This window comes from Streptomyces sp. V4I8 (assembly GCF_041261225.1).
Taxonomy (GTDB): Bacteria; Actinomycetota; Actinomycetes; order Streptomycetales; family Streptomycetaceae; genus Streptomyces.
In genome coordinates, this window is sequence record NZ_JBGCCN010000001.1 from 5,463,100 (window position 1) to 5,486,975 (window position 23,876).

At 71.1% G+C, this 23,876-nt stretch carries 20 protein-coding genes and 1 pseudogene; 3 read left to right on the top strand and 18 right to left on the bottom strand.

Going from position 1 to position 23,876, the window contains the following annotated elements:
• Positions 1-247 precede the first annotated feature (247 nt).
• Positions 248-589 (bottom strand): annotated as a pseudogene (locus ABIE67_RS24790) (TetR-like C-terminal domain-containing protein); the annotation flags it as partial.
• Positions 590-865: 276 nt separating this feature from the next.
• Here ABIE67_RS24790 and ABIE67_RS24795 point away from each other — a divergent pair.
• The gene (locus tag ABIE67_RS24795) at positions 866-1,441 is read left to right on the top strand and encodes a dihydrofolate reductase family protein (protein WP_370261187.1); all 576 of its coding nucleotides are present in this window, start codon (positions 866-868) and stop codon (positions 1,439-1,441) included.
• A gap of 30 nt (positions 1,442-1,471) precedes the next feature.
• Here ABIE67_RS24795 and ABIE67_RS24800 read toward each other — a convergent pair whose 3' ends face one another.
• Positions 1,472-2,797, bottom strand: coding sequence for a helix-turn-helix domain-containing protein (locus ABIE67_RS24800; RefSeq protein ID WP_370261191.1), 1,326 nt, complete (start codon positions 2,795-2,797; stop codon positions 1,472-1,474).
• 228 nt (positions 2,798-3,025) lie between these two features.
• Between ABIE67_RS24800 and ABIE67_RS24805 the strand changes: the two genes are divergently transcribed.
• Complete coding sequence (locus ABIE67_RS24805) at positions 3,026-3,772, top strand: DUF4232 domain-containing protein (protein ID WP_370261194.1); 747 nt, start codon at positions 3,026-3,028, stop codon at positions 3,770-3,772.
• Between the two features lie 81 nt (positions 3,773-3,853).
• Here ABIE67_RS24805 and ABIE67_RS24810 read toward each other — a convergent pair whose 3' ends face one another.
• A complete protein-coding gene (locus ABIE67_RS24810) occupies positions 3,854-4,654 on the bottom strand; it encodes a calcium-binding protein (protein ID WP_370261198.1) in 801 nt (266 codons plus the stop codon).
• A gap of 284 nt (positions 4,655-4,938) precedes the next feature.
• On the opposite strand from ABIE67_RS24810, the gene ABIE67_RS24815 reads away from it, so the two are divergent.
• A complete protein-coding gene (locus tag ABIE67_RS24815; protein ID WP_370261203.1) occupies positions 4,939-7,980 on the top strand; it encodes a hypothetical protein in 3,042 nt (1,013 codons plus the stop codon).
• A gap of 73 nt (positions 7,981-8,053) precedes the next feature.
• Here ABIE67_RS24815 and ABIE67_RS24820 read toward each other — a convergent pair whose 3' ends face one another.
• The 15 genes from ABIE67_RS24820 to ABIE67_RS24890 form a co-directional block, all read right to left on the bottom strand.
• Positions 8,054-12,028 (bottom strand): CHAT domain-containing protein, encoded by a 3,975-nt coding sequence (locus ABIE67_RS24820; RefSeq protein WP_370261207.1) that lies wholly within the window; start codon positions 12,026-12,028, stop codon positions 8,054-8,056.
• The gene (locus ABIE67_RS24825) at positions 12,025-12,984 is read right to left on the bottom strand and encodes a hypothetical protein (protein WP_370261210.1); all 960 of its coding nucleotides are present in this window, start codon (positions 12,982-12,984) and stop codon (positions 12,025-12,027) included. The genes ABIE67_RS24820 and ABIE67_RS24825 overlap by 4 nt, the downstream gene beginning before the upstream one ends.
• A gap of 4 nt (positions 12,985-12,988) precedes the next feature.
• The gene (locus tag ABIE67_RS24830; RefSeq protein WP_370261214.1) at positions 12,989-13,912 is read right to left on the bottom strand and encodes an AAA family ATPase; all 924 of its coding nucleotides are present in this window, start codon (positions 13,910-13,912) and stop codon (positions 12,989-12,991) included.
• An 8-nt stretch (positions 13,913-13,920) separates the two neighbouring features.
• On the bottom strand, positions 13,921-15,192 hold the full coding sequence (locus tag ABIE67_RS24835) for a toll/interleukin-1 receptor domain-containing protein (protein WP_370261219.1): 1,272 nt from the start codon (positions 15,190-15,192) through the stop codon (positions 13,921-13,923).
• A 43-nt stretch (positions 15,193-15,235) separates the two neighbouring features.
• The gene (locus ABIE67_RS24840; RefSeq protein WP_370261224.1) at positions 15,236-16,471 is read right to left on the bottom strand and encodes a hypothetical protein; all 1,236 of its coding nucleotides are present in this window, start codon (positions 16,469-16,471) and stop codon (positions 15,236-15,238) included.
• A gap of 130 nt (positions 16,472-16,601) precedes the next feature.
• The gene (locus ABIE67_RS24845; RefSeq protein WP_370261228.1) at positions 16,602-17,102 is read right to left on the bottom strand and encodes a TetR/AcrR family transcriptional regulator; all 501 of its coding nucleotides are present in this window, start codon (positions 17,100-17,102) and stop codon (positions 16,602-16,604) included.
• A 69-nt stretch (positions 17,103-17,171) separates the two neighbouring features.
• Positions 17,172-18,053, bottom strand: a complete 882-nt coding sequence (locus ABIE67_RS24850; RefSeq protein WP_370261233.1) for a phytoene desaturase family protein — start codon at positions 18,051-18,053, stop codon at positions 17,172-17,174.
• Between the two features lie 264 nt (positions 18,054-18,317).
• Positions 18,318-18,956, bottom strand: coding sequence for a MerR family transcriptional regulator (locus ABIE67_RS24855; RefSeq protein WP_370261237.1), 639 nt, complete (start codon positions 18,954-18,956; stop codon positions 18,318-18,320).
• A gap of 192 nt (positions 18,957-19,148) precedes the next feature.
• Positions 19,149-19,472: a hypothetical protein gene (locus ABIE67_RS24860; RefSeq protein WP_370261242.1), complete on the bottom strand. Its 324-nt coding sequence runs from the start codon at positions 19,470-19,472 to the stop codon at positions 19,149-19,151.
• Positions 19,373-19,654, bottom strand: coding sequence for a hypothetical protein (locus tag ABIE67_RS24865; RefSeq protein WP_370268884.1), 282 nt, complete (start codon positions 19,652-19,654; stop codon positions 19,373-19,375). Before ABIE67_RS24865 ends, ABIE67_RS24860 begins: the two co-directional genes overlap by 100 nt.
• 133 nt (positions 19,655-19,787) lie before the next feature.
• The gene (locus ABIE67_RS24870) at positions 19,788-20,537 is read right to left on the bottom strand and encodes a methyltransferase domain-containing protein (protein WP_370261247.1); all 750 of its coding nucleotides are present in this window, start codon (positions 20,535-20,537) and stop codon (positions 19,788-19,790) included.
• A gap of 302 nt (positions 20,538-20,839) precedes the next feature.
• Positions 20,840-21,331: a DUF5994 family protein gene (locus tag ABIE67_RS24875; RefSeq protein ID WP_370261250.1), complete on the bottom strand. Its 492-nt coding sequence runs from the start codon at positions 21,329-21,331 to the stop codon at positions 20,840-20,842.
• Between the two features lie 113 nt (positions 21,332-21,444).
• Positions 21,445-21,858 (bottom strand): DUF5994 family protein, encoded by a 414-nt coding sequence (locus ABIE67_RS24880; RefSeq protein WP_370261254.1) that lies wholly within the window; start codon positions 21,856-21,858, stop codon positions 21,445-21,447.
• Positions 21,859-22,191: 333 nt separating this feature from the next.
• Positions 22,192-22,770, bottom strand: a complete 579-nt coding sequence (locus tag ABIE67_RS24885; protein ID WP_370261258.1) for a DUF5994 family protein — start codon at positions 22,768-22,770, stop codon at positions 22,192-22,194.
• 513 nt (positions 22,771-23,283) lie between these two features.
• Entirely contained in the window at positions 23,284-23,637 is a 354-nt protein-coding gene (locus ABIE67_RS24890) for a hypothetical protein (RefSeq protein ID WP_370261262.1), read from the bottom strand.
• Positions 23,638-23,876: the final 239 nt, after the last annotated feature.

The window sequence follows — 23,876 nt, forward strand, 5'->3', positions numbered from 1 at the left end:
GGCAGCCGATCGGGGCCGGGCGGAGTCACACCCGCGGGACCCGGCCGGTCGGGCGGCCCGTCCGGGCTCGGGAGAAGGCCGTGTCGCCGGCGGTCGACACGATGGCGTCCTTGACGAGCAGCACGCGGTGGGGTGTCCCTGCGCCTTGTCCCCGGGGTCGTCCAGTGCGGAGGTGCGCCACCGCCTGCCGCACCGGAAGCGGAGCCGCGCCTATCACAACGGTTCGTCAAGGCGGGGCGTGCCGTGGTCAGTTCGCCGGCGGGCCCGCCAGGTCGTCCAGTTCTGCGGCGAAGAGCTGCGCCGGGTCGAATCCCATGCCGCTGAACTGGCCGGCGAGTTCCAGGGACAGGACGCCGTGCAGCCGGGTCCAGAAGGTCAGGGCCCGGTGGAGGACCGCGGGCGGGGCGGGATGGCCGGCCGCCCAGTCCCGGTGGTCCTCGATGTGCGCGTCGAACGGTGTCACCGGGCCGTCGGAGGGCAGCGCGGCACAGGCGTCCAACAGGGTCGCCATGATCTCGGACGAGATCGCGGTGGTGTCGTCGGGCGCGTGGTAGCCGGGGACGGGCGTGCCGTAGATGAGGAAGTAGCGCTAGGTGGCGTACACGTCCACACCGAGGAAACCTGGACCGGCCCCCAGGTCGAAGCGGACGTCCCCACCGCCACCGAGGCCCTCGGCACGGGCCTCGAAGCATGGCTGCGGGACCTGAAAGCGACCGCCGAATCCAAGGCATGGCGATGAGTTCCGGAAGCGGGTCGGGTCTATGGGTGCGACGGTCGCCGTAGCGCACCAAGAGAAGACCGCCGGTCTGAGGATTGCCGGTCCGGCCCGCCCCCACACCGATCATCCGCAGTCGAGGAGAACGCCATGACCGCTACCTACACCTTCGACGTGTTTTCCAGCCTCGACGGTTACGGTGCCGCCGGCGGCGACTGGACCGGTTACTGGGGTAAGCAGGGCCCCGAGCTGCTCGACCACCGGCTGGCTTTGTACGGCGCGGAGCAGCGGATGGTCTTCGGGGCCAACACTTACCGGGCGTTCGCGCGGATGCTGGCCGAGAGCACCGAGGAGTCCGATGTGCGTGACCCGTGGGTCACCCGGATGCGGAGCCTGCCGGCGACGGTGGTGTCGACGACGCTGGAAGGCTCCCTCGACTGGCCGAACGCGACCGTCGTGAGTGGTGACGCCGTTGACGTCGTCGCCCGGCTCAAGGAGGAGTCCGAGGTGCCGTTGCGCTCGCACGGCAGCCTGTCGATGAACCGGGCGCTGATGGCCGCCGGCCTGGTCGACCGCTTGCAGGTGACGCTCTTCCCTGTCGTCACCGGTCGGACCGGGCTGGATCCGATCTTCCAGGGGGCGGCCGACTTCGACCTGGAACTGATCGAGAGCCGGACACTCGACGGCCGCGTCCAGGAGCTCGTCTACCGTCCCACCCTCCACTGACCCGTACTTCGGAGGGCGGGGCGACGTCCCTCAGCCGGGAATGTTGGGTTCGTACTCGTTCCGTCCCCACTCGGAGGAACCGAGCGGATGGTTGTACGCGGGCCGGCCCACGTTCCCGCTCGTGCGGAACGGCTTGCCGTTGTCGTCGATGCGCACGGTGCCCTTCTGGTCACCGCTGGACCAGTCCAGCTCCAGGTACCAACTCACGTTGTGCGCCCGCGCGTCCGCGAAGATGTAGAAGACTTCCGGATCGGACTCACTGACCGTGTACGGGAAGTCGCGTTGACCGGCCTTGGAGGAGAGCGCGGGCCGCCCGGCATCGAGGTTCACCCCGAACGCCCTCGTCTCCACGCCGCCACCGCACCCGACGCCCATCTCGAAGTCGTTCCAGGCGAGCGGCGCGCTCTTCTCCACCACCCGCACATGCAGGTCATCCAGCACGACGGTGGCCTTCCCGGTGCCCTGCACGTTCAGCGCGAGCATCTGCTGCCCGGCGGCGACCCCGCCGAGTGCGGTGACCCACCCGCGCGCGTCCGGCTCGCCCGGCGGCGGAGGCATCCGCTCGGGCTTCTCGTCGACCAGGTAGTGCTGGCTGCAGGGGTCTTCCCACTTGTACGGGTTGACGGCGACGGCGGGCGCGGTGGCCCGGGCCCCGTCCTCGGAACCGCCGCCCCGGGCCGCCCCGGCCCCACCGCTCCGTGAGGCGGAGGCGGAGGCGGGAGCCGTGGGACTGCCGCTGCGCGAGGCGGACGGCGAGGCCGACCTGCCCTTCGCGTCGGCCGACCCGGAGGCGGCGGGGCCTTTCTCGACGGAGTCGGCGGACTGGGACGCAGCCCCCACGGACCGCTTCCCGCCCTGGCCGTCATCGCCCTCGCCGGGCACAAGGCTCACCACGAGCGCGGCCGACACGAGGGCGGCGGTCACGGCGGCCCCGGCCAGGGCAGCGGTACGCCGCCGCGCCACGGGAGCCCGGTCCTCCGTCAGGGGCCGCGGCTCGACCACGGGAACGGCCTCGTCGGCCTGGTCGGCCGCGTCCGCCGCGTCGGCTGCTTCGGCCGCCTCGGGCCCTGCCGTGCCGAGCCCCGCCCTACCGGACTCGGGCCCTTCCGCCTTCTGCCTCCGCCGGGCATCCGCGAGCACCCACCACCGATGCAGTTCCACCAGTTCTTCGGGCGACGCCTTGCATGCCCGCGCGAACCGCTCCACGGGCGCGTAGTCCATCGGTACGGCGTCCCCGTTGACGTACCGGTGAAGCGTGGACGCACTCGTGTGCAGCCGCTTCCCGAGCACTCCGTAACTGAGCCCGGACCGCTCCTTCAACCGGCCCAACAGCTCCGAGAACTCGTCCCCCGCCACCGTTCCTCCCTCTCCCCACGTTCCGGACCCCCGTTCCAGGGGGAGGTCGTTCCCCCAGGTCAGAGCTGTCGCAGGCGTTCCAGCGTCCCGGATACCCCGGCGGTCGTGGCGGTCGGGACGGAGCACCGCACAAGCTTGGGCCATCCAAGCACGCCGCTCCCGGCACGCCGCTTCCGGCACCCGGTCGAGCGGCCCATGCCAACACCCGTACCGCACAAGGGGGATCACATGTCCACTAGCACCCACCGCACCCGCATGCTCGTCGCCGCCGCACTCACGGCCGCCACGCTGACGTTGACGGCATGCAACAGCGGAGAGGGCGTAAAGGACGAGGGGGCGTCGGCGGGATCGGCGTCGACGGCGGCGCCCACGGCCTCCAGCACGTCCTCCGGCAAGGCGAGCGGGGGAACCTCCACCGGGGCGGGACAGACCGACACGGTGGGCTCGACTTCCGGAGGCTCGACCGGCGGCGCGGCAGGTTCGAGCGGCACGACGGGTTCCACGGGCTCGTCCGGGTCCACGGGCTCCACCGGCTCCTCGGGTTCCAACGACCCGGGGCCCACGAGGACCGCCTGCTCCCCCGCCACCACCCGGACGGCCGCCACGGAGGTCACCCGCCCCCTGAACCACCTTCTCCTCACCGTCACCAACACCGGCTCGAAGAACTGCAACCTCACCGGCTATCCGGCGGTCCGGTTCGGCGAGGCCCAGTCCGTCCCGCCGGCCTTCGAGGACTCCAAGCCGCAGGCGGTGGTCACGCTGGCCCCTGGCGAGTCGGGCTATGCGAGCGTCCTTCTCTCGGCCGCCGACGGCAGCGGCTCCAACGGCTACACGGCCAAGTCCCTCGCGGTCTACTTCAACACGAGCGCGAACACCGCCGCCCACCCCTCCCTCCCCGCGAAGGGCGTCCACGTCGACGACTCGATCGGAGTCTCGTACTGGCAGTCGACCATGGCCGACGCCCTGGCCTGGTGACACAGGGCTGACGCGGCGCTACAGGGAGGCCCCCTGCCCGCCATGTCGCGGGCAGGGGATGGTCACTTCACCGGTCGGGGCTCACTTCACATCGACGAAGTCGGCCCGGCCGGCCCTGGCCTGGGTGAGGGACGTGCCCGCGAAGTCGTAGCGGTACTCGCCGTCCACCGTCGCCTGCACGGTGGTCGTGGCCCAGCCGTTGCGGTCGGTCTTCACCTTCTTCAGCGTGGTGAAGGCACCGCTAGTGCCCTTGCGGAACTGGAGCAGCACCTGATGCCCGATGAGGGGCACGTCCTTGTGCTTCTCCCAACTGGCGACGATCATCCGGACCTTGACCGTGAGGTCCTTGCCCTTCTTCACCGGCTCCGGCGTGGCGTCGGCCTGGGACAGGTGGGTCTGGCGCTTGATGCGTGCCAGCCATGGCTCGTCGTCCTCGCGGGTCACGTTGCCCGCGCCGTCGACGGCCACGGCGCTCACGCCCCAGACACCGGCGAGGGCGTTGCTGCGGAGGTTGCCGTAGGGGTCGGCGATCACGACGGCCTGGCACTTGGACGTGGTCTCGGACATCTTCACGCAGCGGTCGAACCCGGCCTGCGTCATCCGCCCGTCGGCTTCCGCCCGGCTCTCTCCGTGCCACAGCTCGTACGACACGCCCTGGACGCCGGACGGGTCGCTGACTGTCGCCGAGACCAGGAACGCGGTCTTCCGTGCGGCCCCGACGACGACGGTGTAGTCGCGGCTCTGGTTGACCTGGATGTCTCTGAACGTCGTGGGCGTGTCGTCCTGTTCGGCCCCGCCGGCCGGGACGGCGAGAGCGGTGACGGCCAGGGCGGCGCTGAGGGCGGCGGCGGTGGCGGTGGCGACAGTGGCGCGTAGGCGCATGGTGTGGTTTCCCCCACAACTGACGAAATGGGTGGTGACTTCACCCGCATCAGACAGAGGGGGCGAGTGGGGGGTTGTGCGCGATCGCCGACCCCGTCCATGAGTTAACCCCGGCTTCTCCTCGGGTTGGCGGAATCATCGGCTGCCGTCCAGGCGGGAGGACGCCCTCGGCGAGTGTGACGTACCCGTGGAAAGTATCGGTAAATGTTGCGACCCCACCGGCGGACGCAGCGGATCTCCGTGTAATGATCCCCGCCTTGTTGCTCCAGGAGAATCGGGCTTCCATGCCTTCGCACAGATTCCGCTTCCTGGCTGCTCCGGCGGCCCTCACAGCCCTCACGGCTCTCACCCTCGTCCAGGCAGTCATCCCGGTCACCGCAGCTGACGCGGCTGCCGCGGCGGTGACCGACGTGTCCGCCACGCTGGCCGCGCGCCCGACCTCCGTGCCGGGCGCAGACGAGATAGCCGGTTCCGGTCAGGTGGTCGTCTGGCGTCAGAAGACCGCCGCCGACGCTCTGGCGCACGGCTGGCTCGCCGTCTCGGGAGGCACACCCCAGGACCTCGGCCGGCTTGCCGAGACCACCGAAGCGGTGAACGTCGACGCGGTGTCCGTGCAGGACGGAGTGGTGGCCGTCGCCACCTCCGCCAATCCGAACGGCGATCTCGCCGACCACGTCACCTTGCACCACCTCGACTCCGGTGGACACCCCGGCGCACAGGACGTCCTTCCTGTCGCGTACGACAGCTCAGGAGCCGCGGGGGACGAGCGCTACCGCGCCCAGGCCGGCGACGGCATCCTCGTCCAGCAGAGCTACTACGACGACAGCGCCGCGTACCGGGTGCGCCTGCTGCTGCGCACACCCGGCAACGAGGACCGGACGCTGTTGTCCGACGACGAGCAGTACGAGGTCCTCGCCTCGGACGCCCGTGGGGCCCTGGTGCTCCGGCGGACCGCGCCCGGCTGGGACCACAGGATCGTGTACGTCGACTTCGCCACCGGCGCGACGGTCACCGTGGCGGAGCCCGCGACCGACGAGCTGCCGCAGGGCCTGGAGTTCACCCCCGCCCACGTCGGCGTCATCGACGGGGCGACCCTGACCGAGTGGCAGCGGTCGGCACCCGGGGACGGCCCGTCGTCCACCACCCTGCCGGTCAGCGGGGCGCACTCGATCAGCGATGACACGCTCGCCTGGTACCAGTGGAGCGCGGCGGACGGGGCGTCCGAGCTGTACGCGATGGCCAGGGACGGATCCACGGCGGCCAAGGACCTCGGCGGGACCTTCACCGACCTCGCGGTCGGCGACGACGGCAAGATGCGCGTGACGCTCTACCGGCCCGATGTGGACGCCGCGATCCAGACCCTCACCGACGGAAGGGTGTCCACCGCCGCCGGCGACGCCACCACGATCCCCGCCGGACCCGCCAGGCTGGACGCCCTGGCCCTGTCCGACGGCGCGCTCTACACGGCCGACGACTCCTCCCGCCGGCAGGGCGTCCTGCTCCGCTCGGACCTCTCGGCCGGCCCGGCCGGGGCCTCGGCGAGCACGCCGTCCCGGGTACTCGCCTACACCGGCGGCCTGGTGCACCAGACGCTGGCCGCCGCCGGGGGCCGGGTCCTGGTCGAGCAGGGCAGCGCCTCCGAGCCGGGCCACTTCCAGGTGTACGAGGACGGCAAGCTGGTCGGGACACCGCTGAACTACTCCGACGTGTCGATGGTGGACGTCGTGGACTTCGACGGTGAGCGCGTCCTGGTGTCGGACAAGACGACCGCGGCCGACGGCACGCTTCTCCTCTACACCTTCGCGGACGGCCACAGCGAGCGGGTGCCTTCCGGCTCCGCGCTGGACGGCGGCGCCGTGTACTCCTCGGTGCGGAACGGTACGACGGCCGCCTGGTCGATCCGGCGGACCGACCTGACCACCGGCACCGTCACCACCGTCGCAACCGTGAGCTGTCTGCCTGGCGCTCTCCAAGTGCGCGGCTCCCGGATCCTGTTGACCACCTGCGGGGGCGCGTCCACCAGCGGCCTGCTGCTCAAGGCGGGGAGCTCGACCGGCACCACCGTGGACGCCTCCGTACACACGCCGATCCTCGGCACGGACGTGCTCTACACCTTCACCAGGTCCGCGGAGTCCTCGGGGGCCGTCACGCTGAACGCCCAGACGCTGAGCGGCCCGGCAACCACGGCACAGCCTCTGTTCGCCCTCCCCGGGAAGGCCGACTCCGCCGCCGCCGAGCGGTGGGCGGTCGACCGCGACGCGCCCTGGGCGGCCTGGATGGACGACGCCGGCGTCACCCACGTGACCTGGGCAGGCGTCCCCACGGCTGCCTCGGCCGCCGCCCCGACCGGCTTCAGCCCCAACGGCGACGGATCCGTCGACACCTGGATCCCCGCCTGGACCTACAACCGGCCGGTGAGCTGGACGCTCACCCTCAAGTCCGGTACCACACAGGTCCGTTCCCTCTCCGGTACGGCCTCCGACGGCACCGTCAAGCCGGTGTGGAACGGAACGACGGGGGCGGGGACGGCAGCCGCTGACGGCGCGTACACCTGGACCCTGACCGTGCGCGACACGGTGACCGGCCGGGCGGCAGCCGACCTCAGCGGCAAGGTGACCCTGCGCCGGACGGTCCCCGCCGCCTCCGTCACCGCGCCGACCGTCGCGAGCAGCGCGGCGACGAGCGCCGCGGTGCCGGTCGCCTGGTCGGCCAGGACCGCGGGTGTGAAGTCGTACGACGTCGGCTGGCGGGTCGCCACCCGTGACAGCGCCGGCGTCTGGAAGCTGGGCCCGCTGCAGACCTGGCGCACCGGCACCACGGCCACCTCCGCGGTCTTCGGCAAGGCGGGCAGCCCCGTGAAGCCGGTTCCCGGACTGACCTACCGCTTCTACGTCCGCGCCCACGACGACGCCGGCCAGACCGGCCCCTGGAGCAAGGCGGCGACCACCGGCATCCCGCTCGACGACCGCGCGACGTCCCTGCACTACACCGGCACCTGGAAGTCGGCGGCGGCAACCTCCGCCTGGTCCGGCACCGAGCGCACCTCCACCACCAAGGGCGCGTACGTGTCCTTCTCGGCGGACGGCACCCAACTGCGCATAGTGGCGACGCGGAAGTCGAACGGCGGACGCTTCGCCGTCCTGGTGGACGGAAAAACGGTCGGCACGATCAACACCTACGCCGCCCGGACCGCGTACCGCCAAGTGGTGTTCACCCACACACTCGGCACCACGATCACCACCCACAAGGTGCAGTTGCGGGTCCTCACCGGCAGCACCTCCGCCCGCTCGACCGTCCACCTCGACGCGGTCGTGATCACCCGCTGATCCGGCCCGCCGACCCGGCCGTGGGGCTGCCACGACAACGACAGCCTCACGGCCGCAGGCCCTGGCCGGACGCTCACGGGCCCAGGTGCACCACGCCGGCAGCGGCGAGCGGGTGGACGGGCGAAGCCCAAGTGGCAAGGGCTTCCTGAAGGGCCGTATGCAGGGCGCGCGCCGAGTGCTCCGGACGGAGCCGTCCGTCGGGGTCCACGAGCAACTCGTACACGTGAACCGCGATCCGCATGGCGGCGTCGTCCGTGACCCTGCCCAGTGTCCCGATCACATGGCGGTAACCGGCGGCCTGGAAGGACGCGGCGATCGTCCATCCCCCGTTCGCGAAAGCCCGGTCGTCGCCCGCCGTATCGCAGGCGGAGAGATAGGCCAGCGCCCCGTCGGCCACAAGGTTCTGTGGAAGATGCCGCCAGTTGAGCCCCTCCTCCGCATCGAACGCGAACTGCAGCTGGGGCACGCCCTCATGCAGGCGCGCCATGCCGATGAAGTGGAAGAAGGGGTGATCGGCGAGGCGCGCGGCGACATTCGCGGCCGTGGCCTCCGGCCCACGAAGGACCTGGCCACCGGCAACGAGTCGCTGGATCCGTTGGGCTTCCCTGACCCCGTCCGGCAGCGCGTCGTCCGCGAGTACCAGCAGCATCCGCTGCTCCGGTCCTTCGCCCCGGTGCCTCTCGCGGGACCGCGCGGTCATGAGCGCCTGGACACTCGGGGTGTAGGAGTGGACCGCGTAGTCCAGAGCCGTGCGCTGGGGCTGTCCGGCCATGTGGAGGGGAAGCATCGTGAACGGACCGGTGGGACACCACCAGATCCGGGGAAGCGTGTCGGACGGGACCGAGCTGAGCGGCCGGGGGCCTTCGACGCCGGACTTGGCCCTGGTGGGGCCGTACGGGGCGGGGCTGAACGTGGTGCGGCTGGTGAGCCCGAGAGCGGACAGGACCGGCCACACCGTGCTTTCCCACAGCCAGTCGAGTACGCCCCAGGCCTCGCGGCTGTCGGGCCTGGCACTCGTCACCTGGTACGTCCTCGCCCGGTTCGTCAGCTCGGTCAGACTCAGGTCCGGCAGGGGGAGCGCCGACACCCCCTGGCGTGTCACCAGCAGTGCGTCGCAGCGGCGGGCGATCGTGCTGAGCACGACGACGGGACCTTCGCTCGCGGCGGCGACCATCCGCTCGGCGCGCACGGGGACGAGGAAGTCCTCGAAGCCGGGAACGGCACGGACCGCTTCCACCAGGTGGTTCATCCGGTCCTGTACCAGGTCGCCTTGCCGGAAGACCGGTGCGCCGGCCGGTCCGGCGTCCAGGTGGAGAAACGTCCACAGCCAGCGGAGTTCCGCGGCGAGATCCGGTGCGACCCTGTCCAGCTGGTCCACCTCGGCATGGGAGTCCTTGCTCCATGCCGACAGAAGGACGCTCCGCTGCTCGAGGAACTCCAGCGCGCGCTCCGGGGCTCCCGCCTCGATCGCATAGGCCGCGGCTTCCCGGCTCCGCTCCTCCCAGGCCCTGATGATGGCTCCGCGTTCGTCACCGGGCAGCAGCACGACCGGCGGGAGTTCCCTGGTGACGGTCTCGTAGCTCCGGATGACCTCGTCGTGACGGTTCATCCGCATGGCCAGGCTTCCCCAGAGCAGTGCGGCCTGCAGCCGTTGCAGGGGCTGTGCGGACTGTTCATGGGCGATCAGCCGTGCGTCGTCCGCCGCGCGGTGGACCGCCTCGTCGGACGCGTTCGTCAGACGTGACACCAGGCCGGCTCTGGCCAGCAGAGCGGACGCCAGCACGGCGTGCACGGACTGAGAAGTGGCGATGTCCTCCGTTACGGCATCCAGCTCGGCGAGTGCGCTGTCGAGATCTGCCTGCGTACCGTAGATCGCGTGCAGTTCGGCGAGGGCGGACGCGTATCCGGTGGCCTGGGCCACCCGTTGGGAGGGGCTGAGGGGGGACCGGATCCCCCTCGCCCTACGGAAGGCGTCGACGGCCCTGAGCAGGGACTCGGTGTCCCCGGCCGCCCGGTACTGCAGGAGCATGCACTCGCCCTGCTGCACGAGCGCCGTGTGCCGGTAGGGGAGTTCGGCGCCGGCCCGGTCGTCGGAGGCGACCGGCAGGGAGACCTCGACGGCACGGCTGAGATCCATCGGATCACCGGTCTGCCGGAACCTGTCGATCAGACACTGGGTCAGACCGATGCGCGCCGCTTTCTGCCAGGCCGATGCCGCGGGCAGGGATTTGCTCGCTCCTTCCGCGTGAGCCAGGGCCTCGTCGAGTTCCGCCAGGTCGTGCGACAGGGTGAAGGACACGCGCAGCACTTCAGCGTGTGCGAGCCGCAGCCTGGCCCGCCGGAGTCGGTCGCCCGGAGGGCTGAGCGTGACGGCCGACCGTGCGTGGGCCCGGGCGTCGTCGAGTGCCCCCCGTGAGCCGTCCGCCCAGAAGCGGGCCAGGCTCACCGCGGCGATGGCGGCCGCTCGCTCGGACTGGTCGGCCCTGGACTCCTCGGGCGTGGAGCCGAGACGGACCAGATCCTCCGCACGGGCGAGGTCGTCGGGATTCCCCGTCGCCCTGAACCGGGCAACGAGGATCCGCGCCAGCGGCAGGGCGGAGGCCTCCAGCCCGTCAGCCGTCCTAAGCATCTCGTCGGCGAGTGCCACGGCATGCTGAAGGATCTCCTCGTCCTGGCCGACTTCGTGGAAAACCGCGCATGTACGCAGCAGTTCGGACAGGAGTGGCACGATGTCGGCTCCGCTCGCCGACAGCCGGTCCAACGACATTTCGAGGATGTCCAGGGAGTTTTCCAGCTGAGCGGGATCCCCTGTGTGGGAGAAGAGCTCGCGGAGGGAGGCACCGAGCACGGCCCTGACGCGGCCGGCTACGTCGGGGATCAAGGCGTTGGTCATGTCCTCGCTGACGTGGGCAGCCAGTTCGAGTGGGCCCCGGGTGCCGTGGCGGAAGCCCTGGAGGTATGCCGCTTCCGCGACCTCGCAACCCAGTTCGGGGAACAGGGCCAGGTCGTAGTCGGCCGCCACGACACGCTTCGCCAGATCGAACGCCTCGCGCAGGGCCACGAGGTCGTCCTCCCGGCGGAACCGGCCGAGAAGGTCTCGTATCGCGTTGGTCAGCCGCGGAACCAACTCGGCCTGCGACCCGGGTCCGAGCAGGTCCCTCAGCACCTCGTACTCGGAGACCCCGGTCCGTGGCGACGGCGGGGCCGGCCGGTCGAGCTCGTAGACGTGACCCGCACCGGTGCGCAGGCTGATCTGCCCGGACCCCACCTCGACGCGGACGACAGCGGTCGCGTCGATCTGTAGCGTCCGGGTGGCGGAGTCGGTGACGACCTCGACCACGCGCGGGTGGGTGTCGGGGACGAGGATCGCCGCCGCGGAGGTCCCCCGTACGTCCCCCAACAGCAGTGCCCGTCCTTCGCGCTGGACACCGAGCCGGGCATTACCGACGGCCGTGGCGATGGACGAGACGGTGGCCAGGGTGAGTTCCGGCGCCGTACCCGGGTCGAGGGACGGCACGTGAGAGCGGGCCGCGTTGGCGAGACTCCACGCGGTGGTGGTCGAGCGGGCCTCGACGGGCAGCCTCTGCCACGCCTCGGCGAACCAGCCCGCCAGGCCGGAGCGGTTCTGCCGCACGAGGGCGTGCAGGGCCCGGTTGAGGTGTTGGGCGGCGGCGTCGGTATCGCCGGTCAGGGTGTCCCAGGTGACCCGCTCCTCCAGGAGCAGCGCCGGCGACAGACCGCTGTGCACCTCGGTGACGATCTCGATGATCTCCCGGAGACGGGGGTCGGTCTCCAGTCTCTGTACCAGGCCCGCGCGCAGGTAGGGCAGGCATTCCGGGAGCAGCGCGATGGCCTCGGGCGTACGGGCGCCCACCCAGCCGCAGAACCACAGATCGGCTTCGGCGCCGACGTCCAGGTGCGGCAGGAGCCGGAGCCGGACCGCACGGATCAGTTCGGGTTCGATACGGGTGGCGATGCTCAGGACCGTGGCCAGCTCCAGCGCACCGGCCGTGGGCGGAGGCGGCAGCTCCTGCGGTGGTGCGATCACGGCACCCTCACCCTGGCCCGGCTCGCGGTGGTGGTGCTGTCCCAGCTGACCAGCGGCAGCAGCCTCGTCATCCATCCGGGCCAGCGGGCGGGCGGGTACGGAGAGAGCGCGACGACGCTGCATCCGGCACGGGTGACGAGGCCTGCGAACTCCGCCCACTCGGCCGGGGCGGCCCGGTGCGGGTCGTCAGGAGGGCCACCGAGCCCGAGATCCGACAGCAGCAGGATGCGCCTGCCGCACTCGGGAGGTGTGTACTCGGTGCGCGTCCAGCGTGCGCCCGGCCCGGTTCCGCGCTGAGGGGCATGAGAGAAATAGCCCACTTCGACCAGGTCGGCTCCGACCACCGTACGGATCAGGCCGACCAGTTGGTCCTGGTCGCGGCGGAACGGCTGCATACCGGTGCCCCGGTCGACCAGCACCTGGACGCCGTACCGCAGAGTGGGCACACGTCGGCGCGGCAGCCGAGTCACCGGGCGGCCGTGGGCGAGTGTGTCGATCAGCGCCGGAATGTCCACGGGGCCTTCGCTCACCTGCCGGGAGAGCATGGCGCGGAGGATGGCACTGGTCCAGCGCGGAACGAGTAGGGGCAGATGCGGGAGCGGAACACGCTCGGACGTCGGCCTGGCGAGAGGCTCCACCGGTTCACGCGGTGCGCTCGTACCCTCGACGCGTGCCGGCCGGAGCAACGGCAACTCGGCGGTCGGGTCAGTGACTTCGCCCCGGTCCTCGGCATCGGGTCGGGGCAGCGGTTCGGAGCGGGGCTCCGCGTCCGGCGGCTCGGGGGGAGCCTCGGCCCAGTGTTCCGGCACGGGAGGGCGTGTCGGGGGTGGGACGAAGTCGGTGCGGGGCATGCTGCCGACCAGTCCCAACATCTCCTGGACCTGCGCCCGCTCGCTCTCGGTCCGTGCCACGTCCAGGGCGCGCACGACATCGGCGATCCAGATCTGCGGACGCATCGCGTCACGGCTCCCGCTGCGGGGACTTGGTCAGTGTCAGGCTGCGAATGAGGGGCCATTGCGGATGGACCGGACTGAGGTTCAGTGTGCGGCAGGCGCGCAGCGCGTCCAGGTACTCGGCGGTGCTCGGCAGCCGCTCGCGCCGGACCCCTTTGTCCGTCCGTACCTTCATGAGCTCGTCGGCGAGCGCACCGGCGAGGTTCAGTGTCGGCGGGTCCAGGGCCGCCCCCTCTTCCCGCAGATGCAGCTCCGCGATCCTCATCAGGCTCTCGCGGGTCGGGTGGGGCAGGGTGAAGGTGACACAGCGCCGCAGGAACGCCTGCGGGAGTTCGCGCTCCCCGTTGGTGGTGATGATGATCAGCGGCGTGCCGACGGCGGCCTCGCGGCGGACGGGAGTCCCGGTCTCGGCGACGGTGAACTCCTGTGAACCCAGCGGTACCAGCAGGCTGTTGGGCACGTCCGGGTCGGCCTTGTCGATCTCGTCGATGAGGACGACGGCGCCCTTCGTCAGATGCTGCCGGTAGAACCGGTCGAGCGGGTCGTGCCGGTGGCGCGGCTTGAGGAGGCCACCCCGGGTGTGGGCCGACTCGGGGGCGAGCGACCACCACAGGACACCGGGCTCGATGTAGTCGCCGTCGTTCAGCATGCCGCGGTGCGCCTGTGCGTCCGCCAGCCTGCGCACGCTGTCGAACGTCCACAGCAGGTCGGTTGCCTGGGTGCGGGACGTGACCACGTGCTCGTAGTACCGCATGCCGGTGTCACGAGCGTAGAACGGGGCCAGGGACGACTTGCCGGATCCAGGGTCCCCGCTCAGCAGCAGGGGCCGGTCGGTGGCCAGCGCCACGTCGATGGCCAGCTGGAGGCCCTCCGGCATGTCGTAGACCCGGCCGTCCCTGGAGTCGGGACCGTACGAGACGAGATCGGTCACGGGGACTCCTATGAGTACGTACCTGCCAGTTGTTCATGCAGTTTGCAGAGGCGCTTGTTGCGGAGCTTCGCCGTCTGCTCGTCCTGCTGGGTGAGCAGGGGCCGCAGCAGCACCGCGTTCTCGAAGGCGGCCCGGACCTGGAGGTCCGGCTCCGGCGTGCCGGTCGTCACCAGGACGATCAGCCAGGAGAAGGATCCGTGCAGCAACCTGACGGCCTGCGCGAACTCCTCGTCGGGCGGGCAGAGTTCGTTGATGACGAGGTAGTGGGTCCGCGTATCGACATCATGGGGCAGCACCCGGTCGTCCTCGTCGTCGGCTTCGAAGAACTCCCGCCACACCGCGTTCTCCCACATACGGAACCGTTCCCCGACCCGGTCCTCGCCCATGGGCAGACTCCCGACCGACCTCACCTCGAAGCCCTGGGTGGCCGCGCAGGTCGCCCGGCGTATGTACTGTTCGGCCGTGCCGGTCGCCCGGGCGTTGAGCAGGACTGTCATCCGGCGGGGGCGTCTGTCCGGTCCGGGGAGCACACCGCGGGCGGCCTCCTCGTCGACCCAGGTGGGCGTCAGCGCCGCGGCCAGCCGGCGGAGGGTGTCGTCCGGCAGTGACGGGGCGAGGGCGTCGAGAGCCGCCTCCATCCGCTCGGGAGGCGCCACCAGGAACTGCTGGGCCAGGAACAGACAGCCGCCGTGCTGAGCGGTGACATCGGCCAGGTACTCGTTCTCGGACTCGAGCGCTCTCGCGGCGTCGACCAGCAGACCGGACCGCCGCTGGACCTCGGAGAGATAGAGGCCGAGCCGTCTGAGCCAGGTACTCATCGGGTCGTCGCCCGTGGCCGCCTCGGGAAGCTCGGCGAACCGCTCCAGCACCTGGTCGGAGAGGCTCTTGACATCCGGCTGTTCGCCGCGCTCGGTCCGCGCGAACTGGATCGGCCTGAGCTCCTCCAGCCCGGCGATCTTGACGGCCGCGGTGGTGAGCCCGTCCAGCAGGACGGGCACCACCAGCAGAGGTGCGCCGAGCGCCCTGCGCCACAAGAGGATGTTGACCTCGCGCCGTACCCAGGTGGACTCCAGCGCCTTCTCGTTGAGCAGAACGACCGCCGCGTCGCAGCGCGCGAGCCAGTGGACGATCTTGGGGCGCCACTCGTCGCCGGGCGGGATGTCCGACTGGTCCACCAGCGGGTGGTGGTTCCGCCGCTTGAGGCGCTTCTCGATCCTCTGCAGGACAGCCATGGCGAACGCGTCGCCCCGAGCGCTGTGACTGATGAACACGTCCCCCACGACGCCGATTGTGATCCATCATCAGCCGCCATGGAGGAAAGTCTCACAAACCCGCGTCGAACTCGGGCTTGGCGACGATGATCCGCCATCTGCGGACCTCCTCCGTGAGCGTCGACTCGACCCGGACGGCCAAGGCGCGGAAGGAGACGGCGACTTCCGGGCCGACGGGCCCGACGAGCAGCTTGCGGAGCGTGTTCTCGTGCCCCAGCAGTTCCTGGCGGGTCTCCCGGTAGGAGGCGGCCAACCGCTGTGCGGCGAGCAGGTTCTGCACGGCCAGCACGGTGTTGCACACGGGCGGGAGGCCCGCGGCGAGCAGGGCGATGACCGAGGCGGCCACCGTGGGCTCGTCCCCCTCCGGGCCGGACACGAGGAGCGCGGCGTACGAGAGAGCGATGGCGACGGCTGCCAGGACCGCGCCCTTGGCGACTCTGCCGAGGACGCTCTCCGTACGCCCGCACTTCTCGGCGGCCAGCTCGAAGAACAGTCCCTGGCGCCTGATCCGGTGGTCGAGGTAGGTGCTCATCCGGTCGGCGGTGTCGGTGCCGGCCTCACCCGGCCGCCGCCAGACCTCGTCCTGCCAGTGGCTCTCCGAGCCGTCCGTGTCCCGGTCGGCCAGGCGGGCGAATCCGTCGAGCTCGGCCGGGCCGGCACCGGCGAGCAGGCTCAGCCGCGCGTCGCGGATCCGCCCTGCCTCCTCGTCGGTCCGGCCCAGATAGGGCCCGACGCCCGCGAGGACGAGGAACATCTCACGGCGGAAGAGCTCGGCCCTGACCCGGCTGGTCACCCAGGGACGGGAAGGTTCCTGCTCGGTCCAGACCGTCCAGACCATGGAGACGAGAAGAAGGCACTCGGCGAGGACGAATCCCAGTCCCAGGTGGCTGTTGTGGTCGAGGAACACGGTCTGGACGGTCAGGAACACCACGGCCAGCGCGGGCAGGACGGCGAGCCGGATGCCGGTCGCCCGGAACCGCCCCTGGTGGTCCACCGCGCTGTCACCCGCCGGGCGCGGCACGACGTTCGGGTAGTCGATCGGCCTGCGTACGGCGGGTGCGGGGGCCCATGCCGTGCGCTGCGGCCGGCTGGCCCGACGGCGCCGCCGGTGCGCCCACTCCCGGACGAGCAGGTATCCGCTGTCCAGGAGAACCAGGAGCCAGAGCGCTCCGACCACCGGCAGCGCGACGACCAGCACCGGCACCCGGGTCAGCAGCGCTGCCGCCGTCCAGGCCGCCAGAACGGCGGAGCCACCGACAACAACCTGAATCCGTCTGGCAGTCCGCATGCTCCCCCTACCTGCACGGCGCGAAGGGCGAGGCTACCGAAGACCGCCGAGTCCGGACCCCGGAACCCCCAAAGACCCGGTCTGATCACGGGGCAGCGCGTGGGGCGAGGAACAGCATGTGGGTCGCCGCTCATCCTGCGTCCCGCGCCGCCAAACTCTCCCTCACCGTCACCAGCGCCTCGTCAGCGAAAAACGCGCTGAGCGCGGACGACGGGGCCCCGGACCGTTCCTGGACGAGGTCCCAGAGCCTCGACCAGCGACCGCGGACGACCGAGGCGAGGGCGGGATCGGCCCCCGAGGCGGCCGCTGTCACGGCTTGCAACCGCATCAGCAGGACACCGTTCTCACCGAGGAGGACGTCGCGGGAGCGGGTCATGGCCTCCAGGGCGGCGGCCCCCCGGAGGTCACGCGCCGCGTGGGCGTAGACGGCCGCCGAGCACTCGAACGACCGGATCGTCGCGGCCGTGAAGAGCGCGCGCTTGCCGGGGAAGAGCCGGAACAGATAGGGCTGGGACACCCCGACCCGCAGGGCGATCGCCGCGGTGGGCGTGCCGTGCAGACCGCCCTTGACGAACTCGGTCACCGCGGCGCGGACGACACTGTCCCGCCGTTCCTGCGCACTCGCCCTCATGCGGGGACCTCCTGGTTCGCTCGGTACGTCGGACGCGGGCGGACGGCAGGCATGCGCGGCCCCGGAGGTTCAGTCGGACGTCCGCCCGCGCGACACCGCCAGCGGATCCCAGGCCCCGTCGCGGGCCGGCAGCAGTGCCGCGTCTGCCAGGACCGCACCCGAGTGCACCTCGTGCATCAGCCGGCGGCCGAGTATCTGGCCGGCGCACGCGATGCCGCTGACCGCGGAGCCGGTGATGCCGTTGCCGTAGCGGGTGCTGGCTCCGGCGATGTACAGGCCGTCGATGAGGGTCGTGGTGTCGGGGCGGGCGCCGTTGGTCCCCCACTTGGACATGCCGAAGGGGGTGCCGCCGCTGGACAGCGTGTAGCGCTCATGGGTGAGCGGTGTCGCGGTCTCCACGTGGGTGATGCGGCCGCGGAACGGGCCGAGGACGTCTTCGGCGGTGTCCAGCACGCTTTCGGTCAGAGCGGCCTTCATCTTCTGGTAGGCCGGGTCATGGCGGTAACGGCCGCCGTCCGCCGGTCCGGTCTCGACTCCCCATCTCTCGAAGCCCGGCGGGCAGAGCGTCATCAACTGGAAGTTGGAGTGGCCGGGCGGGCAGATCCGCCGGGTCGCGGGGTCCTTGCCGGAGGCGAAGGAGGCGAAGAGGAAGTCGGTGCTGTCCATGCCACCGTCCTGGAGGCCGTCGTAGTACCGCTCGATGTCCTCACCGCGGTACCACCACAGGTTCGCCTGCTGCTCGATGTCCTTGTCCAGCGCCACGTACACGGTCGTCCAGGGCAGTGCCATCCGGGCGTCCCGGGTCTTCGCGGCGAGGCGACGGGGGAGGTGCTCCTCGCCCACCAGGTCGAGCATGGTGCGCCGGTAGTCGGCGTTGGAGACCACGGTCCGGGCGGTCTCGCTGGTGCCGTCCGCGAACCGCACGCCCCGGATGTCACCGCCTTCGACCACAGCAGCGCTGTTCCCCCGAACGCGACACGCTCTCTTCCCCCCAGTCGTCACCAAGGTCGCGCCCCCTGCGCCACATCCGCCACCCACAGGCAGGATGGATGTACTTCGGTGATCAATGGCCAGGATGCATGGCAGTCGACACAGCGTGAAGCAACATTCACTCAGTGAGACTCCCGTGACGTGCCCCAGCTGTGAACCGCCTGTGCAACACAACCCCGTGAATAGGGGGAAAAGCGGTTGCTTTCCCGACTGTCGTTTCCGAGTTCACGGCCGGTCGGCGATCGAGTCCAAGGTGTGTTCATGGAGGAGATGCCGCAGGGCGGACGTGACGACATCGCCCAGAACAGTCCAGACGACCAGCTCCGATACCGCACTGTCCGAATCCTCGTGCCGGCAGATATGCCCCACCTCCGTCCGGACGGCCGACTCCAACGCCTCCGCATAGGCCTCCAGGAGCCGCTGAGGCGCCTGCTGACCCAGCCAGTTGTAGACCACCAGGGCTTGGGTGAGGGGCTGCCATCCCGGATTGGTACTGCTCACCTTCCAGTGGCGGGCTTCGACCAGGGCAGGGGCCTGTTCCCGGGCGCGTGACCACTCCTGATCGTCCTGGGGCGCGGATCCTGCGACCGGTAACGCCCGTTGGATCGCGCCGAACAGCTCGTTCACCGGGGGATGCGCCCCGTCCATGTGCCGCACCAGATTGCGGGCAGCCGCGTACGACAGGCCGCCGACGTCGATGAGCGTCCTGACCAGGACCGCCCTGCGTACATGGCGCTCGCTGTATTCCGGTACGGCGGGCAGCAGGTCGAGGCTCTGACACAGGAGCAGTGTCTTCAGCGGAATGTCTGCAAGGCGGCTCAGATCGGTGAGTCGCGCGTCGTGTCCTCCATCGGCCGGCTCCATTGCCCGGTGTGGTGTGCCAGCGACTGCGCTCGGCCCTGACGGGACTGTAGACACTGGGCGAATCCGTCCACAAGGTGTCTCCGATGTATCAAAGGAGGTAATGCGCCCACGGTTTCGCGAAGTGGTGGGCGAAGGAAGATGAGAGAAAGAGGGAGGGTGCCGGGATTTCTTCTGTCCCGATGAGTTGATGGGTCAGGGTGAATCGGAGGGACCCGCGGCCCGCTGCGCCGCCCGGCGGACGGTGACCGGATCGGCCGGCGGCACCGGTTCCGGCTCGTCGCCCAGGGCCACGGAGTCCAGCAGGTCCACGGTGACGAAGTCCGCGAACCCGGTCACGGCCACGTCGGCGAGTTCCTCGACGGTCCGGGTGGCATCCAGGGTGCTGCCGATGCGGAGGCCGGCCTCGCTGAGGACCGTCAGACGGCGGCGGGTCCAGTACTGCTCCGTGGTGTCGAAGACAGTCGCGGACAGCCCCTGAACCGTGCCCGTCCCGTCCTTCGGCGGCGACAGGAACATCGACCGGGAATGCTCCCGGATCTCACCGGGAGCCCGGCCGTGCTCCTCGTGAACACCGTCTCCCCGGTGCGCAGGAGCTGCCGCTGCAGACGGTCGTACTCGTCGAAGGGCCACCGGGGCTCGATCTCCCACAGGGGCAGGCCCCGCATCTCCTCCACGGGCCTGCCCATCACCTGCGTCATGACCTCGTTCGCGGCCACCAGCCGGGCCTCGCGGTCGTAGACCGCCACACGGGAAGCTGCGCGAGCGTGAGGTCCCACAAGGCCGCCGCCCCCGGCACGGCGCGTCCGGCCGCGCTCGTCGGCGCGGCCCCGGTCAGAAGCCAGATCGGCTTGCCGTCCCCGTCCGCCAACGGCATGCCCCGCAGCCGCACCACGACACGGTTCCCGTCCCGGCGCCGAAGCGCCACCTCACCGGACCATCCGCGCCCGTCCGCCATGTGCCGCCGCGCGGACCCGAGAGGGGCTTGACCGCGCGGACGATGGCGGAGTGCATGGAGTCGGCGACCGCATGGGTCGGGGTGATCTCGACGTCCTCGAAACCGGCGGATTCCAGGCCCTCCCGGTACTCGGCGAAGGACAGCGCGCCGGCGATACAGCCGACGTGGTCGCCACGCTCGGCCCGCTGCTCGGGCGCGAGAGCGTCCTCGGCGACCACGTCCGAGATGCCGATACGGCCGCCGGGCCGCAGCACACGGAAGGTCTCGGCGAAGACGGCGGGCTTGTCGACGGACAGGTTGACCACGCAGTTGGAGATGACGACGTCGATGCCGCCGCCGGAGCCGAGGTCGAGTACGCGCTCGCCCTCCCGCAGCTCCGCCACGGCGGTCGGGTTGCCGCAGCCGAGGGACGCGGCGACGGCCGCGGCGGGCAGGGTGTCACGCTCATCGGCGGCGTAGAGGGTGGAGCCGAAGTTGTCGTCGACCTCGACGGGCTCGGCCTCCTGCTCGCCCCGCGTCGGGCTCCCGCGCGCCCGGCCGTTCGCCGGAGGGAGGCATGCCGTGCGCGTCCGGGGTCGACTGGGGCGGCGGTGGCGTACTCGAGTCGTTCTCGGAGTGCCGCGCACCTGGCAGTGGAATCACCCGGCCGCCCTGCGTGACCGCGGCTGCGGGATGCTTCCGTCCGTGAAGCTCACCTCACGGCGGTCGACGATGAGAGCATCGCGCGAACAACATCAGGCTCCGCGAGGTCGCCCTCGCGGTGTGTGAGGAGGGCATCCTCGCGTTGCCTGATGAGCGGCTCCCCCGGCACGTTGGCTGAACCGGGGAAGCCTGGGCTGGGTCAGTCCCCAGGGGAAATGTTGCTGAACCGGTCTTGCACACCAGGTCCCCTGCCTGGCCGAGCGCACACGTCTGGGGCGCGGTTCTCTCAGAACTTTCTGCTGCTGGACGCACCGGTGGTGTCGATCAGGATCTGCACGGCCTGCTTGGGGTTGTCGGCACGGACCGCTTCGGCCATCGCGGCCCGCGCCGCCTCGGGAGGCGTGTCCGGCGGTACCACGAGCAGGGAGAAGTAGTCCTGGTCTCCTCGGGTCACGAGCGCGGTGTCGTCGCCCGTGGAGAAGGCGTCGATGTGCACGACACGGTCGTCGACGGTCATCCGCGTCGGCATCTCGTCCCAGGCCCCGGAGTCCAGGCCGATCCGGGTCACCGGCCCGAGGCGCTGGGTCAGTGCGCTGATCAGGCCGGGCAGCTCGGTGGCGAGGTGTCTCGAACGGGGCCACCACGCACCGTCGAGTATGCCCTGGCGGTCGTGGGTGGTGGTGAGCCGCAGGAGAGCCGTTCCGGGGCGCACCGACTCGTGGACGCCGTCCGCCAGGAGCCCTTCGGGATGTGGAGTAGGGGAGTCCGAGTCCGGCATCGCCCTCACCTGCCTTTCCGGGTGGGCGGGCCGGCGGCTTGCCGGTGCCCGGCGGTGGCCGAGCGGCTGCCCCGAGGAGAGCGTCCTGTGTCCTCGCTCTCCTCGTGTCCAAGCTACTCCTGCCGGTCGCGGGCGCGGTCGTCCACCGCCGCGGTCATGACCGGCCCGGCCTCCTCCGCGGTGGTGTCGGGCGGCACGACCAGCAGGTCCCGGCGGCCGTGGCCGGGGGCGAGCAGGACGACGGTGTTCGGCGCGTGCGGTGCGACGGCTCTGCGCAGCCGCACGACCTGGTTGCAGACGAGTATCCGGCCGGGTGCCGCGGACCAGGCCGCTGAGTTCACCGTGGCACTGGCGATGTGCCCCCAGGTGCGCGGCAGCGCGGCGAGCAACGAGGGGAGCTCCGCCAGGAGATCGTAGGAGCGGGGCCACCACGCACCGTCGAGGCGGCGGGGCAGGGTGCTGTGGGGCGCGAGGCGCAGCCGGACGAGGGAATGGGCGGGCGGCACGGGCGGGACAGTGGTGATCATGGAACTCCTTGGGCGGGCTTGTTGCGCGGGCGGTCCCGGGCCGGTCGCGGCCGGCGGTGCGGCGGTCCGAGGTGGGCCGTGGTCCACGGCCTGCACCCGGCTGAGGTGTTCGAGGAGGTGGATCGCGGTGGCCGACCTGTGGCAGGCGTCAGATGAGGCCGCGTCCGGCTCGAGGGCGTCGAGGGCGGGCAGCGGAGGCTGTCATGATGCGGCACCTGTCCCGGCGTCGAGCTGCCCGGTGTCGTCGTGCGCCGGGAGCGAAACCGGTTCGGTCACCGGTATGCGGTGGGCCCTCGGCCCTTTCACCCTACGGGGCGCCGAGCGATACAGGGGTCATGGACCGAAACCGTTGCGGAAGAAGGAAAGGCCGGCTGAGGGGCGTTGCGGTGCACCGCCCTCGCCTTCCCACTGCTCCACCTGCTCCTGCTCCCACCGGGCGCCGTCCTGGTCGTGCCGACGCTCTTCGGCCGCGACGAGCGTGCTCGCGGTGAGGTGGAGCGCGGGGTCGGCCGCTGCCGTCATCAGCCGTGCGGCCGACGCCGCCTCGGTCCCGGGCGGGACAACCAGCAAATCCCAGCGGCCGACGCCGTAGGAGTAGAGCCGGATCGTGTACGGGTCGTACCCGGACGCGAACCACGCGGCCTTCACCGTGTGACCGGCGGCAGGCAGGTCGCACGGCGCCTCCGGCCAGGTGCCGCGGCGCACGGCGAAACTGGGCAACTTCCCCCGCCACGCGTCGAACGCGTCGGTGAGTATGGGCAGTTCGGTCATCATGTCGCGGGAACGGGGCCACCAGGCACCGCACACGGGGCCGGGCGGAAAGGTCGGCGGGCGCAGGGCGAGCCGGGCGGGCAAGGGCGGGGAGGAGTGCTCGTGCTCGGGGGCCGCAGGTTCACCGGCGCGCGATGCCATGTCGCGGTCCTGTCCCCGGGCCGCCGTGCGACGGACCGGTGCCGTGGTGCGCCAGGAACGACGCCAACGGGTCGCGGGCGTACGGGGAACTCCCGGTGTCCGCCACGCTACCCCGCCCTGCCGTTCCCGGACCGGTCCACGGACGCGCGTCCGTGGCATGGCGGAAAGCGGACCTTCCTCCGGGGGTTCCCACCCCCGGGGAAGCGGGCCTGGGCTGACGCCGTCCGGCCGTGCGCAGGAGTCCGCCGGGACGTACACCGTTCGGCAGCCCATGGGCCGCCTGCTCCCCGGCATACCGGGCAAGGACCGATTCGCCGCCCCCGCAAGGCAGTTGGCCCTGGCTCTCCTCGCCCTCCGGCACCCAGCCGGCTTCGGTCACCTTCACCTCCCCTCGTCACGAGACCCGCGCGGTGACATCCCGCACCCGGCTCCCGCCTGCCGGGGGCCCGTTGGGTTCGATGCCTCGGCCGAACGGCGATGGCAGTCGTACGACGTACCGCGTAGGCCGCCGGGTCAGCCCGGCTCGTCCGTGTGGGCTCGTTGCGCCTGGGAACGACTGCTGGTCAGCCAGGACGATGCCGGTGCCGATGACGGCGCGACGGAGGGGTGCGCGGTGTCGACCGTCAGGTGGAGCAGGGTGCCGTGTCCGTCAGCGCCCGCGGGATAGCTGCGCGGTTCGTCGCAGCGGAAGCCCTGGCGAAGGAGTTGTGCCACCCGCTGGGCGGTGTCGGGGTTCGCCGCGATGATGCGGACCTCGGCGAACTCGCCCGCGGGTGGGTCTTCGTCCGCGTACGCGGAGGCCGACGGTACTTCGGGTGTGTCCCGGGCGCTCTCGGCGTCGTGGATGCGGGGATGCATGGAGCGCATGGAGCCACCTCCGTGGTCTCGGCGAGGCCGCGCCGTAGCGGTGGTCGCGAGGAAGGCGGCGGGAGCCGCCCACGGTTCTCCGTCCGAAGGGCGGACCGACGGGAGGAAACCTGCGAGCCCGGCGTGACCTGCTCCGGGTACGTCCACCGTACGCCGGTGCCCTGCGGAGCGGACGGTGCCTGCCCGCCCGGGCGTAGGCCGGAGGCACCGAGGGTTCCTCGCCCGTCGGCTCTCACAGC

What these genes read in the sequence shown, in the direction of transcription:
- ABIE67_RS24795 (WP_370261187.1), top strand. Translation starts at nt 866, where the DNA reads ATGACCGCTACCTACACCTTCGACGTGTTTTCCAGCCTCGACGGTTAC.
- ABIE67_RS24805 (WP_370261194.1), top strand. Translation starts at nt 3,026, where the DNA reads ATGTCCACTAGCACCCACCGCACCCGCATGCTCGTCGCCGCCGCACTC.
- ABIE67_RS24810 (WP_370261198.1), bottom strand. Translation starts at nt 4,654, where the DNA reads ATGCGCCTACGCGCCACTGTCGCCACCGCCACCGCCGCCGCCCTCAGC.
- ABIE67_RS24815 (WP_370261203.1), top strand. Translation starts at nt 4,939, where the DNA reads ATGCCTTCGCACAGATTCCGCTTCCTGGCTGCTCCGGCGGCCCTCACA.
- ABIE67_RS24825 (WP_370261210.1), bottom strand. Translation starts at nt 12,984, where the DNA reads ATGCGTCCGCAGATCTGGATCGCCGATGTCGTGCGCGCCCTGGACGTG.
- ABIE67_RS24840 (WP_370261224.1), bottom strand. Translation starts at nt 16,471, where the DNA reads ATGCGGACTGCCAGACGGATTCAGGTTGTTGTCGGTGGCTCCGCCGTT.
- ABIE67_RS24845 (WP_370261228.1), bottom strand. Translation starts at nt 17,102, where the DNA reads ATGAGGGCGAGTGCGCAGGAACGGCGGGACAGTGTCGTCCGCGCCGCG.
- ABIE67_RS24855 (WP_370261237.1), bottom strand. Translation starts at nt 18,956, where the DNA reads ATGGAGCCGGCCGATGGAGGACACGACGCGCGACTCACCGATCTGAGC.
- ABIE67_RS24860 (WP_370261242.1), bottom strand. Translation starts at nt 19,472, where the DNA reads ATGTTCCTGTCGCCGCCGAAGGACGGGACGGGCACGGTTCAGGGGCTG.
- ABIE67_RS24865 (WP_370268884.1), bottom strand. Translation starts at nt 19,654, where the DNA reads ATGACGCAGGTGATGGGCAGGCCCGTGGAGGAGATGCGGGGCCTGCCC.
- ABIE67_RS24875 (WP_370261250.1), bottom strand. Translation starts at nt 21,331, where the DNA reads ATGCCGGACTCGGACTCCCCTACTCCACATCCCGAAGGGCTCCTGGCG.
- ABIE67_RS24880 (WP_370261254.1), bottom strand. Translation starts at nt 21,858, where the DNA reads ATGATCACCACTGTCCCGCCCGTGCCGCCCGCCCATTCCCTCGTCCGG.
- ABIE67_RS24885 (WP_370261258.1), bottom strand. Translation starts at nt 22,770, where the DNA reads ATGGCATCGCGCGCCGGTGAACCTGCGGCCCCCGAGCACGAGCACTCC.
- ABIE67_RS24890 (WP_370261262.1), bottom strand. Translation starts at nt 23,637, where the DNA reads ATGCGCTCCATGCATCCCCGCATCCACGACGCCGAGAGCGCCCGGGAC.